Annotated in this window: 15 protein-coding genes; 5 read left to right on the top strand and 10 right to left on the bottom strand. The window is 63.9% G+C overall.

Translation table 11 applies throughout. The features are described 5' to 3' along the window. The first annotated feature begins 44 nt into the window (after nucleotides 1-44). Complete coding sequence (locus tag ACO6VK_RS17110) at nucleotides 45-326, top strand: DUF1294 domain-containing protein (RefSeq protein ID WP_422509242.1); 282 nt, start codon at nucleotides 45-47, stop codon at nucleotides 324-326. A gap of 29 nt (nucleotides 327-355) precedes the next feature. Here the strand turns inward: ACO6VK_RS17110 and ACO6VK_RS17105 are convergent, their stop codons facing one another. Next, complete coding sequence (locus ACO6VK_RS17105) at nucleotides 356-904, bottom strand: hypothetical protein (protein ID WP_422509209.1); 549 nt, start codon at nucleotides 902-904, stop codon at nucleotides 356-358. Between the two features lie 172 nt (nucleotides 905-1,076). Between ACO6VK_RS17105 and ACO6VK_RS17100 the strand changes: the two genes are divergently transcribed. Next, nucleotides 1,077-2,006: a DUF6624 domain-containing protein gene (locus ACO6VK_RS17100; protein WP_422509207.1), complete on the top strand. Its 930-nt coding sequence runs from the start codon at nucleotides 1,077-1,079 to the stop codon at nucleotides 2,004-2,006. Between the two features lie 12 nt (nucleotides 2,007-2,018). Here ACO6VK_RS17100 and ACO6VK_RS17095 read toward each other — a convergent pair whose 3' ends face one another. From ACO6VK_RS17095 to ACO6VK_RS17085, 3 genes are all read right to left on the bottom strand, one after another. Continuing rightward, complete coding sequence (locus ACO6VK_RS17095; protein ID WP_422509205.1) at nucleotides 2,019-2,261, bottom strand: hypothetical protein; 243 nt, start codon at nucleotides 2,259-2,261, stop codon at nucleotides 2,019-2,021. Nucleotides 2,262-2,299: 38 nt separating this feature from the next. Next, nucleotides 2,300-2,599 (bottom strand): SymE family type I addiction module toxin, encoded by a 300-nt coding sequence (locus ACO6VK_RS17090; protein WP_422509203.1) that lies wholly within the window; start codon nucleotides 2,597-2,599, stop codon nucleotides 2,300-2,302. Between the two features lie 275 nt (nucleotides 2,600-2,874). After that, nucleotides 2,875-3,963, bottom strand: a complete 1,089-nt coding sequence (locus tag ACO6VK_RS17085; RefSeq protein ID WP_422509201.1) for a DUF5694 domain-containing protein — start codon at nucleotides 3,961-3,963, stop codon at nucleotides 2,875-2,877. Between the two features lie 349 nt (nucleotides 3,964-4,312). Here ACO6VK_RS17085 and ACO6VK_RS17080 point away from each other — a divergent pair, with 349 nt between their 5' ends. Continuing rightward, entirely contained in the window at nucleotides 4,313-4,918 is a 606-nt protein-coding gene (locus ACO6VK_RS17080; RefSeq protein ID WP_422509199.1) for a TetR/AcrR family transcriptional regulator, read from the top strand. A gap of 102 nt (nucleotides 4,919-5,020) precedes the next feature. Then, nucleotides 5,021-5,704: a type 1 glutamine amidotransferase domain-containing protein gene (locus tag ACO6VK_RS17075; RefSeq protein ID WP_422509197.1), complete on the top strand. Its 684-nt coding sequence runs from the start codon at nucleotides 5,021-5,023 to the stop codon at nucleotides 5,702-5,704. A 93-nt stretch (nucleotides 5,705-5,797) separates the two neighbouring features. Here ACO6VK_RS17075 and ACO6VK_RS17070 read toward each other — a convergent pair whose 3' ends face one another. From ACO6VK_RS17070 to ACO6VK_RS17055, 4 genes are all read right to left on the bottom strand, one after another. Next, nucleotides 5,798-7,009, bottom strand: a complete 1,212-nt coding sequence (locus ACO6VK_RS17070) for a nuclear transport factor 2 family protein (RefSeq protein ID WP_422509195.1) — start codon at nucleotides 7,007-7,009, stop codon at nucleotides 5,798-5,800. A gap of 93 nt (nucleotides 7,010-7,102) precedes the next feature. Further along, a complete protein-coding gene (locus ACO6VK_RS17065; RefSeq protein WP_422509193.1) occupies nucleotides 7,103-8,146 on the bottom strand; it encodes a helix-turn-helix domain-containing protein in 1,044 nt (347 codons plus the stop codon). A 61-nt stretch (nucleotides 8,147-8,207) separates the two neighbouring features. Then, nucleotides 8,208-9,539 carry a S41 family peptidase gene (locus tag ACO6VK_RS17060; protein WP_422509191.1) on the bottom strand — a complete coding sequence of 444 codons (1,332 nt, stop codon included), beginning with the start codon at nucleotides 9,537-9,539 and terminating at the stop codon, nucleotides 8,208-8,210. A gap of 212 nt (nucleotides 9,540-9,751) precedes the next feature. Next, nucleotides 9,752-9,955 (bottom strand): hypothetical protein, encoded by a 204-nt coding sequence (locus ACO6VK_RS17055; RefSeq protein ID WP_422509189.1) that lies wholly within the window; start codon nucleotides 9,953-9,955, stop codon nucleotides 9,752-9,754. A gap of 648 nt (nucleotides 9,956-10,603) precedes the next feature. Here ACO6VK_RS17055 and ACO6VK_RS17050 point away from each other — a divergent pair. After that, a complete protein-coding gene (locus ACO6VK_RS17050; protein ID WP_422509187.1) occupies nucleotides 10,604-11,233 on the top strand; it encodes a DUF6988 family protein in 630 nt (209 codons plus the stop codon). A 1,224-nt stretch (nucleotides 11,234-12,457) separates the two neighbouring features. On the opposite strand, the gene ACO6VK_RS17045 is transcribed toward ACO6VK_RS17050, so the two are convergent. After that, a complete protein-coding gene (locus ACO6VK_RS17045; RefSeq protein ID WP_422509185.1) occupies nucleotides 12,458-13,579 on the bottom strand; it encodes a PIN domain-containing protein in 1,122 nt (373 codons plus the stop codon). A 270-nt stretch (nucleotides 13,580-13,849) separates the two neighbouring features. Beyond that, nucleotides 13,850-14,723, bottom strand: an 874-nt coding sequence (locus ACO6VK_RS17040) for an IS5 family transposase (protein WP_422509183.1), incomplete at its 5' end; no start/stop codon positions are given.

Genomic DNA, 14,723 nt, shown 5'->3' with positions numbered 1-14,723 from the left:
CACGGCGCTATCTCGCGCTGGCTGCAGCCGGCGCCCTGATCGCCATGACGGTCACCGGCTTCCTCCCGCTGTGGGCGGCGGCGTGGTACGCACTGACCAGCGCGGTGGCATTCGCGCTGTACGGCCTGGACAAACGCGCCGCGCAGCGTGGCGCCTGGCGCACGCCCGAACGCACCCTGCAGCTGCTGGCCTTCGCCGGTGGCTGGCCAGGCGCGCTGCTGGGCCAGTCCGTGTTCCGCCACAAGCACCGCAAGACCGCGTTCCAAGGGGTGTTCGTGCTGTGCGTGCTGGCCAACATCGTTTCGCTGGCCGCCCTGCTCAGGTAATGCCGGCCGCTGGCCGGCAACGCACCGTCTTACCGCGCAGCACCCGCACGCGGGCGGCGCACCAGCCACATCACCGCGCGCCACAGCACCTGCCGGCTGACCAGCGAAATCAGCATCGGCACTGTTGCCACCAGCGCCGGCAGCACCGGGCCGAACACGAACGTCATGCCAAGCACAAAGCCGAACAGGTATTCGGCACGGTAAGCGGGAAACACCACGCTGGCCGCCAGTATCCCCACCATCACCTGCGTGGCCACCGTCTCACCACCGGTCACGAACGCCACCGACAGTGCAATGCCGGCGCACAGGGCGCCGACAAACCCGGCAAGCGCCGGTGCCACCACACCGGTGCGCGCCTTCGATCGCCGTGTCAGCCCCCAGCCCGCCACTGCGCCCAACAGGGGCAGCACCACGATGCCCCACGCGTTGGAGATCGCCGGCAGGCTCGGGTCGTTGAGCAGGTGGTGGCGCAGAATGCCGCCGTGGGCATGCTCCCACCACAGCTGCAGCAGCGCCGTGGCCATGCCCAACAGCACCGCCCCAGGCAGCAGCAGTCCACGCGCGATCGAGTTCGCCATCATCCTGTCCTTTGTAGGGGTGCATAACGTCCGGCAGGCAGCATAGGAGGCACACCTGCGCGCAGCCATGTGGCGGGCGGCACCATGACCAACGGCAACGATGGATCTGCTAGCCTGCCTCTGCGCCCGGTGGCTCGCAACGGGCCAAGACATCTGTTCAAGGAGGAATGCCATGCGCCCGTGTTCAATCGCTCTGCCGCACCTGACGACGCTCGTCTCCACGGCCCTGCTTCTGTCGGCCCCGCTGCTCGCCGCCGCCGCACCGCCGGCCACGTTCTTCGATGCCATCGAACAGTACGGCGCGGACAACTTTGCCGGCTGCACCCGGACATTGGACGCGCTGTACACCAGCGGCAGCGCGTTCCCCACCGGCGGCGAACTGCTGCTGGTCGAATGCGCGGCCGCCTCGGGCGATCACGCCGCCGCCCTGGCCTACATCGATACCCTGCTGCCCACCGGCCGCCTGCCACTGGACGACCTGCGCACGAAGCCGCGCCCGGGCCTGGACGCCCTGCGCGCCGATCCGGCCTGGCCGTCCGTGCTGCAACGCATTGCCGCCGAAGAACGCAGACACACCGTGCAACGCGATGCGCCCCTGCGCGACGCGCTGCTGCAGCGTGAAGCGAAGGACCAGGCCGCCCAGCACGCTGCGGTGGCGGCCGGCGGCGGTGACGCCTGGGCGCAGCCCAAGGCGGTCAGCGTGGAGAACGCCACCTGGCTGAAAGCCACGGTCGCCGAGAAGGGCTGGCCGGACCGCTCGCGGGTAGGCAGCGATGGCGCCAAGGCTGCCTGGGTGATCGTGCAGCACGCCGACCACGACCCGGCCTTCCAGGCCGCGATGCTGCCGCTGATCGAGAAGGCCGCAAAAAGCGGTGAAGCCGACCTCGCCGACTACGCCCTGCTCACCGACCGCGTGCTGCTCGCCCAAGGCAGACCGCAGCGCTACGGCAGCCAGTTCAAGGAGAACGCCGACGGCGTCTTCGAGCTGCAGCCCACCGCCGACATGGACAGCCTGGACGACCGTCGCCGCGAGATGGGCCTGCAACCCCTGGCGGCGTACAAGGCCGTACTCGCCGAGGCATACGGCAAGCAGGTCCGCTAGCGCCCCCTCCCATCACTCACCGAACGGACAACATCGCCAGCCGCGCTGGTCCCGCGCCAACGCCTCCAGATCCCGCTCATCGCCGGCGGCGAGCGACCCGCATCCACCGCTCCCCTCCGCTCGGCGCGCCACGTACGCGCGCATCAGCTCATCCAGCACCTGGTCGGCGGCCCGACGGTCGCGCGCCGCCGCCGTGTGGAAGCGGGCACGCAGGCCCTCGTCCACCTGTATCTGCATCACAACGTTCCTGCTCATGTGTTCCTCCCAAACCACCTGTCCGACGTGGATGCACCTCAACGACCGGCGCGCTGCAGCTTCCGGGGAATCTTCGCGGGCACCGGCACCGGACGTTCGATCACCGTCAGGGTGATGCTGCCGGGCGCGGTGTCTATCTTCAGCAGCGCGCCGACGTCGAAGCCGAGCTGGTCCAGCCAGCGCCCCCGCAGGCGCAGGTACGGCACCACCTCTTCGGTGCTGTACGCCTCGCGGATGGGATAGTGCGCCGCACCCACTTTGCAGACGTGGGTCGGGCGTGCGTAGGGTCTGCGTTTGGGCGGTTCGAAGAACGGTGTATCGGCCCAGGGCGTTCGCATGATGTACCTCCTGCAAGGATCGCCCTCGCCGGGATGGCGAGGGTGTCGGGAGGTTAGAAACCGCAGAGAGGCCGGCGGGCGTATTTCCCGTGAGGGTGTTGTATTAGCCACCCTCCCGACGCAGGAACACCAACGTTATCTCTCTGGGAGTTTCTACGCTCCGAAGCACACCATGCGGGATGGTGCAGACGATAGGAAATCGCTTGTTCCTGTTGATTGCCGGGGTTTGGTTGGCCAGCTCTACGGCCGGGTCGCAACCGGCTTCATGCCCCGCCTCAGCGCAGCACCTCGCCGGCATCCACCAGCTGCACGTCGTGCATGAGATGGAGGTACGCCTCGTAGTAGGGTTTGTGCGAGGCACCGACGATGGCCAGCATGCGCATGCCGGGCGTCTGCCCCAGCACCTCGCGGATGTTGGCGACCATGCGCAGGTTGCGGGTTTCCCAGTAGCCCACGTAGTCGCGCCCGAAGGCCTGCGGCGAAGGCTCGACCAGCGCAGCACCGAAGTCGGCGTTGTAGGCCTGCATCGCCGCGTCCGGCGTGTTGTAGGCGCGGTACATCGCCAGCATGCCGCCGGGCTTGTCCAGGTTGGCGTACAACGGCACGTCCGCTGCTTTGCGCGCTTTCGAGTACGGGTTGTTCCACGCGTTGGTGAGCGCGTCGTACGCGGCCTGTTCCAGTTCCTTGGGCGTGGGCGAATCGGCAGTGTGGTCGTCCACCGCCCATACCCGCTCCAGCCCCAGGCGTGCAGCCAGTACGGCGGCCACCATCACCGACTCGTCGCGGCGTTGCACGCGCTTTTCCAGGAAGGACACCAGGGGTGGAGTCAGGCCATCGCCCGCGATGCGCTCCTGCACCGGCAGGCGCAGCCACTGCACCACGGCAGAGTTGCGTTCACCGGCAGCCAGCCACACCGCCGCCAACTGCCGTCGTTGGGCCGCGCTCGGTGCGGCGGGCCAGGTGGCCAGCAGCCGCTCGGCTTCCGCGTTCGCGGCGGGTACGTCCAGCCCCGTCGCCGCGTGCGCCGGGCCGGTATCGATGCAGTAACTGCTGATGCTGTCGGCATAGCGCGCAGGCGAGCGGCGCATGTAATCGCATTGCAGGCCGGACACCGCTTCCACCGCGATCGCCTCCGGCTTCCACGCGGCAAGGCGCTCCAGCAGCGGTTCAAGCTGGTCCGGTGCGAACGTCTTGGGCAGCCCGGACAAGTGCGGCGACCCGAGTACCAGCACCTCGTTGGCGCGGCCGGGCGGCGGCCCCTTCAACTGCTCCGGGTGGAAGGCAGGCTGGTAGCCCGCGCCGCCGGCCAGCGCGTTGGCGCTGCACAGCGCAAGAATCACGATACTGCCGATGCGTCCAATCATGGTGCGTCCCTGCAATGGCCCACGCCTTGCGTCCGTCCCATGCTGGGTGACACGGCATGCGGGCGATACACCCGTAGGTCATGGCAACCTTTTCAGCCGCTGCTGCATCGCACCCGCCGGTGGCGACATGGCGACATGGCGAAATGCCGGCAACGCAATGCCGGCCCATCGCGCACGTGCTGCCACTGCAATGCCGGCCCACCGAGCAGGTAGAGCTGACCGTTGGTCAGCTGCTCTCCGTTCCAGCACCCTCACACCGCCACCGCCCAATATCCCCTCCGGGACTAAACCGCTTCGGGCGGCACACCGCCTCTAGACGACCGGTCTAATCGAGCGTACAGTACACCCCATGAGCCCCACCAACGCCCCTGACACCCTCGATGTCCGCGACAAGATCCTGGCCACCGGCCAGCGGATCATGGGCGGCAAAGGCTTTTCGGCCGTCGGCCTGAACGAGGTCCTGACCTCCGCCGGCGTCCCGAAGGGGTCGTTCTACCACTACTTCGGATCGAAGGACGCCTTCGGCGAGGCCCTGCTCGAGGACTACTTCGAGGGTTACCTGGCCGAGATGGACCGTACCTTCCGCCAAGCCGGCCGCACCAAGGCACAGCAGCTGGCCGAGTACTTCCAGGCCTGGCGCGACAACCAGTCCTTCGACGACTGCCAGGGCAAGTGCCTCGCCGTGAAGCTGGGCGCCGAGGTAGCCGACCTGTCCGAGGCCATGCGTGCGGCCCTCAAGCGCGGCACATCGGGCATCGTTGCGCGCCTCGCCGCCGCCATCGAAGCGGGCGTCGACGACGGATCGCTTTCCATCGACGGCACGCCGGCAAGCGTGGCGCAAAGCCTCTATCAGCTGTGGCTTGGCGCCAGTGTCATGGTCAAGATCGTGCGCACCATCCAACCGTTCGACAACGCATTGGGCACCACGCAGCAGATGCTCCACCACCCGCGCTGACCACGCGGGCGATTCGCAGGCGCTTCTCAACGGCGCCTTTTCCTTCACCCAGTCTCTAGACGACCAGTCTACTCACATCTTCTTCACCACAGGATCAACGCCATGAAAGTTCTCATCGTTCTGACCTCGCACGACCAGCTCGGCACCACCGGGCTGAAGACCGGCTTCTGGCTCGAAGAGCTGGCTGCGCCCTACTACACCTTCAAGGACGCCGGCGCGCAGATCGTGTTGGCCTCGCCCAACGGCGGCCAGCCGCCGCTCGACCCCAAGAGCAACGAGCCGGCCTTCCAGACCGATCTCACCCGTCGCTTCGAAGCCGATGCGGCCGCCAATGATCAGCTCGCCAACACCGTGCGCCTGGACAGCGTCTCCCAGGCCGACTTCGACACCGTGTTCTATCCGGGCGGGCATGGCCCGTTGTGGGATCTCGCGGAAGACCCCCGCTCCATCGCGCTGATCGAATCGTTCATCGCCGCCAACAAGCCGGTCGCCCTGGTCTGCCACGCACCGGGCGTGCTGCGCCACGTCCGCTCCGCCGACGGCAAGCCGCTGGTCGCGGGCAAGCGCGTCACCGGTTTCACCAACACCGAGGAAGCCGGCGTCGGCCTCACCGATGTGGTGCCCTTCCTGGTCGAAGACGAACTCAAGGCCAAAGGCGGCGTCTACTCGAAGGGCCCGGACTGGGGCTCGTATGTGGTCACCGATGGCCTGCTCATCACCGGCCAGAACCCGGCCTCGTCCGCCGAAGCGGCCGAAGTGCTCATCAAACAGCTCGCCCAGGCGTAATGCCTGCGCGGTGATCGCCTGCCAACACGCGACCGGTCCGGCCCACACACGCAACGTGGGGCCGGACCGTGTCGATCACTTGGCTGCAGCGACTCAACCGTCGCTGTCGGGAGCGCTTCCTGCCGCGCCGCTGCCGGCCTCCAACCGCTGGACGATGGCCGTCACCACGCCACGGGTGGATTCCCAGTTCATGCCGGTGATCAGACGGCCATCGGCTTCCACATGCGAGGTGCCGCGGGCGCCGTGATGGAACTGGCCCTTGCCGGCGCGCAGGCGTTGTTCAATCGAGAACGGGAAGGTCGCGTAATACGCCGCATTCCTGTCCTCGAAGGCATCGGGGTAGCCGGTGACGCGCTTGCCACCCACCAACGGCGAACCATCGGACAGGGTCAGGTTCACCAGCCCGGCACTGCCGTGGCACACCGCCGAGACAATGCCGCCCTGCTGCTCGTAGATGCGCACCGCCAGCGCCTGCAGGCCGCGGTTCTCGGCCACGCCGTACATGGCGGCACTGCCCCCGATGTACATCAGCGCGGCGTAGTCGGCAGCATTCACCTCGTCGGGCCGGCGCGTGTTGGCCAGCGCCCACAGGAAGTCGCCGTTGTAGATCATGGCCTTGTGCTCGGGGTTGCGGGTATCGATGTAGGCCAGCGGCACCGCACCGCCTTCCGGGCTGACGAACTGCACCCCGTAGCCGGCCTCACGGAAGCCGGCGTAGGCATGGATCAGCTCGGAGAAGCTGTTGCCGGCGCTGAGGCGGGTGCCGGGCATGGTGTCCGCATTGGAGACCACCAGCACCACCTGGCGGTCGTGGGGCGGCGCCGATTCGCGCGTGGCGGTCTTGCTGATGATCTGCCACTGCCCGCCCAGTTTCTTCAGCAGGAACAGGTCGACAAAGCGGGCCTTGTCCTTGCTGACCACAATCTCGGCCTTGGCCGTGGCGATGGTGCCGTCGACCTCGACGCCGAGCAGGCGACCGGTACGGCCGTTGAACTGCCCCGGGTTCTTCTCGAACCACCCGGCGTACTCGGCGATGCCGACCTCGCGCATGCCGTCCGTTCCCTGGCTCAGGTACAGACGCGCATCGGGATGGAAGGCGCGCGTGAGCCGGTCGTGCTGGTTGTACGAACTGCCGTGCAGGTAGTCCTCGATGACGGCGGCAACCGCACGCCCCTCGGCGACCGGGTCGGCATGCGCGGGAGCGCCGCACAGCAGCGCGAAGCAGGCGATCGCCGCCGCTCGGATGAGACGGGCTGGCAACGGGATCACGGCGGCCGTGGCCGGCGTGGAAAGCGGATTCGACATGCAAAGGCTCCGATGGATGGGTGCCCCGAAGTCTGTCGATTTCCCTTTTGAATCAATACGGCAACCCGTGTTTTGCGACTCGCCGAACGCGTTTCAGGAGCCGCCGTCCAACCGCACCTGGGCCTGCCGCCAGGCCGCCGGGGTGGTTCCCTCCACCTTGCTGAAGCATCGGTAGAAGGTGGAGGTGGACAGGAAGCCGGCGGCCTCCGCCACCTCCTCCATCGAGGCGGCCGCCTGGGCGCGCAGCACCTGCTTGGCGGCCTCGACGCGAATCTGGGCCAGGTACGGTTTGAACGCGGTTTTGTGGTTGTCGTTGAGCAGCTGCGACAACCGCGCCGGGGGCATGTTGAGGCGCCGTGCCAGTTTGGCCAGGCTCAAGCCCGCGTCCTTGTACAGGCCCTCGTCCACCAGCAGTGCGTTCAGCGCGCGCAGCGACGCCTCGGCATCGGCCTGGGCGATCTTGCGGTCCCGGTACGGTTCGGCGACGGGCGGCGGCGTGCGCCGTGCGAAGGCCACGCTGAGGCTGAGGTAGAGCACCAGTGAGAACGACAGCGCGCCCACGATGTAGGACGTCAACCCGGCGGTGGCGTAGGCCAGCCAGATCACCGCCACGCCCGCGATCACCGACGCGACATGGGTGCGGGTGAGTGCGCCGGGTGCCCCGTCGGCACGGCCCTGCCTGGCAGCGCGCAGGAACAGCCCCGCTGCCACCAGCAGACAGGCCAGCCAGGCCACCTGGATGGTGCCCCACACCGGCCCCGCCCACAGGCGCACGTTGTCGGTATATGGATACGCGATGCCGAAGGCGGTTGCGAGCACCAGCAGGCCCAGCGCAACCCGCGCGTCGTGCCGCGTCTGCCGGCGATCGGGATCCAGCCAGGCGCGCACGAAGCCGACCAGGCAGATGCCGATGAAGAAACACGCCGTCAGGCCGACCTGCAGCACCAGCTTGGAGATGTCCGGCCAGAAGTAGAACAGCACGGACTTGCCGGTCCGCAGGCTCAGCATCAGCACCAGCGCCGCCAGCCACCCCTGCGCCGGCCTGACGGGCTGGCGCAACAGCAGATGGACCGACAGGGCCACGCCGTTGAAGGCGCCCAGGCCGGCGAAGAAGAACAGTACGTAGGACGCTGGCATGCGGGCGCAGATACCCTGAAGGCGCGGGACGCAGAAACAGTACGCAAGCCGGGTCACGCCATCAAGGCACCGAACGTAGCCAGGCGGCCGCGGCCTCGATGGCATCCTGCTCGCTCGACACAGGCGTCTCCGGGCGGATGCCCTGCGGATACGCCTGCCCCTCGCGATCCAGGAACTCGGCCGTCGTCAACAGGAGTGCGCCACCGTCCGGAAGCGGATAGGTTCGATTGGACGTTGCCCGCCCGCCGGTGGTCTGGCCAAAGAACCGGGTGTCCGGGCGCGCCCTGAAGGCGGTGGCCACCGCCTCGCCCGAACTGGTGGTCTTGGGGCCAATGAGAACGGCAACGCGACTGCGGGACAGGTCGAGGCTGCATGTAGTGCCGGCACGTGCGCCCCAGCGGGTCACTGCGCCGTCCCGGGTGCGGTTCGCCCCGATGGCGCCATCGCCGAGCAGCGGGTGCAGCCCACTCAGCATGGGCCACATGTTGCCACCGGAGTTCTGGCGAAGATCGACGATCCAGCCCTTGGAGGTCGTGGGCGCCAGCGTGGCGATTTTCCCGCAGAGTTCGGCACTGAATGCCTTGCCGGCAGCGGCATCGGTGCCGCGCAGACCCGGTACGAGCACATACCCGATGTCCTGCATCTGCCGCGATTCAATGGCCCTCGATGCCACTGCGGTCGTGCGGGCCGTTGCGGCCTGCCGCGGCGCCTGCAGGAAACTGTGCCGGTCGCCGAGCGCGTTCAATACCGTCTGCAACCGGCCGTACGCCTCCTGTGCAGGACGCTGCTTCAGGTCGGAGGCATCCATCTTCGCCTTGTGGGCCGACCAGTCCACCTTGCCTGCGTTCAGTGCGTTGGCGCGAATGATCGGCAGCGCATACGCCATCATGTCGTACGCGGAGACATCGCCCGACACCGCGGGTTCCGACGTCAGCGTGAGTCGCTGGACCTCCACACGCCCTGCCGCATCCAGCGTCACGCCGAGCTTGAGGTGGGTCGCGTCCGATGGGACGTAGAGCTGCAGCTCCCTCGCCTGCGCCCCCTCACCGGCGCGGGCAGGGCTAGCACCCGAATTCGCGAACGCCAACTGTCCGTTCGGGCCGTCCGCGCGCACCCAGAGCGCAGCAATGCCTGTGCCTTCTGCGACCAGGAGCGAACCGGTCAAACGCACCTCCCGTCCCTGCAAGGCAGTGGCGTCCAGTGACGTGATCGCACCGACGAACTTGTCCTGCTCCATCGATTCGGCAGACACGGTGACCGCAGTACCGTCAGATGTCTGGATATCGCCCGACCCGTTGGTCCGCGAGTGGGTGCCGATGCCATTCCAGACGGTCTGCGCGGTTGCGGCGCCGCTGAGGAGCGTAAGGAAAATGAACGTCGCTGTGCGGAACATACTCAACATCCGTGTCTGAGCTGGAACGCGATCCTAGTTCAAGCGCGTTTCATTCAACAAGCGGTGTGGGGCTGGGGGGCGCCGCGGGTATGGGTCTGCGGATCGGACTGGCGGCTGCTTCCGGCCAGAAGCGGGACTTGGTCAGCGCTTCGGTCAAGCCGCGCCGCAACGCGGCGGCGGCTTGAATGACCTGCTAGATATGCAACGGCGCCTCAATTGAACGGCGCATTGACGCTCTCAATGAATGATCTAATTTGCCCAGCCAGTTCACCGTCGGCATTGTCACCTTGAAACACAACGGCCCCAGTAGTCTCGTAAACATTTAGGACAAGGCCATTGGTGAACTTGTACATGCTTTGGCCATTCGGCTTGTTGGAGAGCGTGTGCTCGATGTTGCCGAGAAAGGCTTTCAACATCTCTGTCTTAAGGCATTTCACGTTGTTTCCTCCTGTTTGTAGTGGCGTGAAAACTCAACCCTTGAATCAATCGATGATGCACAGCGGTCTCGCATTGAATGAACAGCCAGGGCCTAGGCCGGCGCGTTACAAACCAACCCATTGCAGAGCCGGCAAGCCCACCCCAGATTACCCCGAACGAATCGTCAGTGCCGCCGAGGTGGGCGACAACAATACAGATTTCCGAACCAGCGAGAGCACACCAAGCCACGTTTCGTTTCCGCGAGAGGTACGCCGCCTCAATCGCTCGTTCTTGTTGAGCCACATCTAGGCGACTTGGATCCGGCTCCAAAATGGCTTGTGCCATTGCGTGTGCCTGCATACCTTCCATATCGCAAAAACTCTTGCTAACCGCCAAGCACCCAATGGATGGCTTTTTGAGCCCGCCCATACCCCTCATCCGCAGCGCATCATAAGATGAACTCTGCCCTTGATATGGTTTGATCTTAGGGCGGCTGCGTCCGGCTAACAAGCCCACGCATAATCGGACCGAGCGGCAGGACGGAGACCGAGCCAGACCTGAGCCAAACACATGCAGATGTCCGCTTCGGCCCATAATCCCACATATCATCGAATGGTTTGCAGACAGCTTGATAGGACAACGCCCAGATGGACCTTCTCCGCATAGCGGTTGATCGCTCAATAGCGCTAGAGATACTTGTGGACGCCGCATGGACCGAGTCCGAAGTGTCAGCTGACCCAACTGCGACCGCATCGGCTCGTCTTTGCGCTCTCACTCTGGACCACGGCAGATCCATCCGAGTGCTGCTGCCGGAGGTTCCTCCGTCTGCGATAGTACTACTGCGCACGCAGTTCGAGGCGCTAGTAAGAGCAGTCTGGGCACGACACGCGGCAACAGAGAGCGAGCTGGCACGACTTATGGCCCCGCTGACACCAGCATCCCAACAGGCAGCAAGAAATCTTCCTGGCGTCACAGCCATGCTCGCAGCCCTTGAGGCGTCCGGCCCGAAGGGTGCTGCAGCTCTTCTCGGCAGAGCCCGAGATCGACTATGGGGCGGAATGAACTCCTATGTACACGGTGGCATTCATCCCCTCCACAGAGGCGAGTCGGGCTATCCCGCTCAGCTGCTCACTGATTTGCTCAAAAGCTCCAACGCCTTCTCCATACTGACACTGATTGTCCTAGCAGAGATCAGCGTGGATGCAGGCATTCTTGAGCTCATGGCGGTGCTGCACGAGGAGTTCGGCGATATCCTTCCAGAATTAGAGCCGTTCTAAAGCTAGGCCAGGGCCGCTTCAGTCCGGAGGCTAACCCCAACCGCACACTGAAGCAGTTGTGCCACTGGCAATGTCTGCATCAGGCAGCGCTGTCGCATTCCGGGTACAGCGCGTCATAGCTGGGGTCCGCGTGTTCCCACTGCACCTGGTGATGGACGAGGTGTGCGCACACGGCTTGGAGCGATGTGTATGGCCCAATGTACCTTTACTGATCGTACCAACCTTTCTCGAACGGCACGTCCCCCATAGGCACCCAACAAACTCCATCAGGCTGTCTGCGCGTCCGTACGAACTCCGCAAGAACTGACGCTGCAATGCCGGGCGTAACCGTACAGGCCAGAGGAACACGAAACGGGTCGCCCCCCATTTCTGTCACTAAGAATTCCCTACAACTTCCTCCATCGTAGGGAACCAGTCGATCCTCCAAGAAAAGCTCCAGGAAGAATCGACCTGCCTCCGGCTGCATGATAGCCAGGCTGGGGCGACCCGCGACAGAAAGCAGAGCCTGACCATTTCCTCCTTGCTGCCAGTAAGAGGCGGGAGACAGGAGGACAACGTCTGTGATCTGTCGCTCAGTCGGCTCTACCAGTTGAAGCGTGCCATCCGGAGACTCATAGGTCAGTTCCATTGTCATCACGTCTCGATCCCGCCGTGCATCCGACTAGAAGTAAGTTTGAACATAGGCGTTGAACGCTCGACGTCTCGGGTAATGCAGCTCGATCTTAGGGGCACCGGGTTGCGCCAACAAGCCGGATGGCCGGGCCTGGCGCGGTCTTAGCCATGAGCACGCCCGGCATGCGGATGGCCGCTTTCGGTCGCGAGCCGACTTCAGCATCACCAAGCGCTGCATTCGGCACGGTGTCCGCTCACGGCCAAAAGCGGTCATCTAACGCATGAACTGAGTCAAGCCACGAAGCGACTTGCGCTTGCATGAATCGCCGCGCGCCACGGAATGCATAGCAATGGCAATGGATGCCGAGACCGCAGCCTTCGACTAAACGTTGGTCACCAAGGTCGTATCTGACCCCGCCCCGAACGAACGCTCAGCATTCTCCTGTACCAGGGCATAGGCACGGACACGCAAAGCACGTAGCAGCGGCGCATGCTGCTCACCCTTCTTCGCCCAGCCATCGAAGCGAGCGGAGCGTGGCGAGCTAAAACTCCGAACTATTGCCACGCCGCCACAGGCCGATACAGGCCAGTTGCAGCCCTCGGCTGCAGTGTTTACGGCTGCGCCTCGCCCTCGTCATCGATCTCTTCATCAGCCTGCAGGCCCAGCAGGTCGATCATCAGGTCTACAAGACCACTTTCAGCATCTACAAAATGCATGTTCAGGATGGTTACGTAGAAGCTACGGACATCTGGGTCAGTGATGATCCAGCTGATTTGTTGATTATCCGTTGCTGCATTGAACAACTCTTCGGCATCCTGCACTGTGATCAGTGGAATCAGCTTGCCTAGCTTCGCAATCGCCTTGTGCGTCGTGTAGAAGCTATCGCTGTGAACAAGCTGATTTATAGCCTTCACCTTGGCCTCTTCAAGCTCGGGGTCCACAGCTAGAGCGTCATCCTCTGCGGCTGGTACAGCGGGTGCCGCCGCGGCAACCTCTTCCAGAGCCGCTTGTACTTGGACCGGCACTTCAACAGGTTGATCGACCAGCTTCTCGTAGTAGCTCAGTAGCGCCTGAATAGTGGAGTAAACGTACAAGTTTCGGCCTGGCGCTTTAGCCCTCCATTCCTTCACCAAGAAGGGCATTGGAGGATACGCCTTGCCAACGGCACCCAGCAGAGTCGTAAAATCCATATCGTTGGTAACGATATGAAGGTCTGCGTCGGGCACGGATGCCAGGAGTATTTCCCAGTTATATCGATCACCAATATTGCCCGGCTTCCCTGGTGGATTTCCTTTATGCATCCTGGTGATGGCGCGGCATAGCGAGGCCTCGCAGTCATTGTGCCTCACTGCAGTGGAGAACAATGCCTGCACTCGGTTGTCTATCTCGAGTTCCTCCAAGACCGCCAAGCCGAGGACATGGGCCGCCAACTTTTTGCGAGCGCTGGCTGCGACGTCAAGCGCTTCTTTGTACTGCTTTGCAGTGTCCGTACCCCTCATGTGATTTGGGATACCGGGCGGGGGTTTGGCGCCATTAAACTCCGCTACCGCTGTGTGGATCTTCGACTCGCGGTTCCGCCAGAATTCGTCTTCAACCTGCTTCGGAAGATGGACATTGATCTGCTCCGGACTGAGCAGCTTGGTCAGAGTTTCAAGGTCCGATGACGTATCTTCCGTGAAGGAGTAGAAGTTCAGGAGCACATTCGTATCAATGAAAACGTGAATCGCGGGCATCTTTGTTCCTTTGCAATTAGTCCATTAAAGCCCCAGCCTCTTAACTCAACAAGTTGCGACTGGAGCCAGGGCATAGCATCCTTGGAGACGTAATGATCGAAGGGCATGATCCCAGCACTCCTCACTATCCACCCAATTGAGGATCGCTGAAAAGTCGATCAATTGCACAACAATAGCTGGCGCGTGAGCAAGTGCCTTATCGCCTCAATTTCAGAACAGACCTCCACTCGGGCTAGGGATGGTCTGAGCAGATCATCCGCAATGCTGGATTCATGAGCCGAGCGCGTCCCGCGCCCACCTAGTGCGGTACATTACGCTGGAAATAGGGTTTTGGGGGCGCCGTTGGGCACCTCCAGGAGGATTCATCCCCTGAGCCGGCACGAACTGCCGGCGAGTCACCCACAGGTTGGACAGCGCAAATAGCGTCAGCACCTGCGCGCCGTTCTTGGCCAGAACGCAATAGCGCCCCCTGGTGTAACCAAACTGGTGTTTGATGACACGCAAGGGATGCTCCACCTTCGCGTGCATGCTGGCTTTGCAACTCCCCCAGCGCTCGTGCTGCCGACGGTCGCGCGCTTTCTTGATCGCCTTCAATGTGCCTCGCTTCCTGCCGATCAAGAACGCCGCCTTGGAGTCCTGAGGCTCCGGCCGCGACTCCGCCCCGGTATAGCCGCTGTCGCCCAGCACGCAGTCCTCCTTGCCGTTCAGAAGTTCGTGCGTGACTGTGACATCGCCTACATTGGTAGCGGTGCATGTCACATGGTGCACAAGGCCAGAGAGCTCATTAATACCGATGTGCGCCTTCATGCCGAAGTACCACTGATTGCCTTTCCGGGTCTGGTGCATTTCCGGATCACGCGCCTTGTCGGCATTCTTGGTAAAACTGGGCGCGTGGATGATCGTGGCATCCACGATCGTGCCTGCGCGCAGACTGCGGTCCTGACGCTGCGGGTGGGCGTTGACCGCCTCAAGCATCTTGGCGCCAAGCCCATGTGTCTCTAGCAACCGACGGAAGTTGAGGATCGTGGTCTCGTCAGGAATGCGCTCCAGGCTGTTGATGCCGGAAAGTCGGCGCATCACCGCCGTGTCGGACAGCGCTTCTTCCATCAAAGGGTCGCTCAGGGCGTACCACTGCTGCAGGAAA

The sequence above is a fragment of the Stenotrophomonas sp. GZD-301 genome (genome assembly GCF_049310345.1).
Classification (GTDB): domain Bacteria; phylum Pseudomonadota; class Gammaproteobacteria; order Xanthomonadales; family Xanthomonadaceae; genus Stenotrophomonas.
This window is presented reverse-complemented; position numbering and strand designations above follow the sequence as displayed.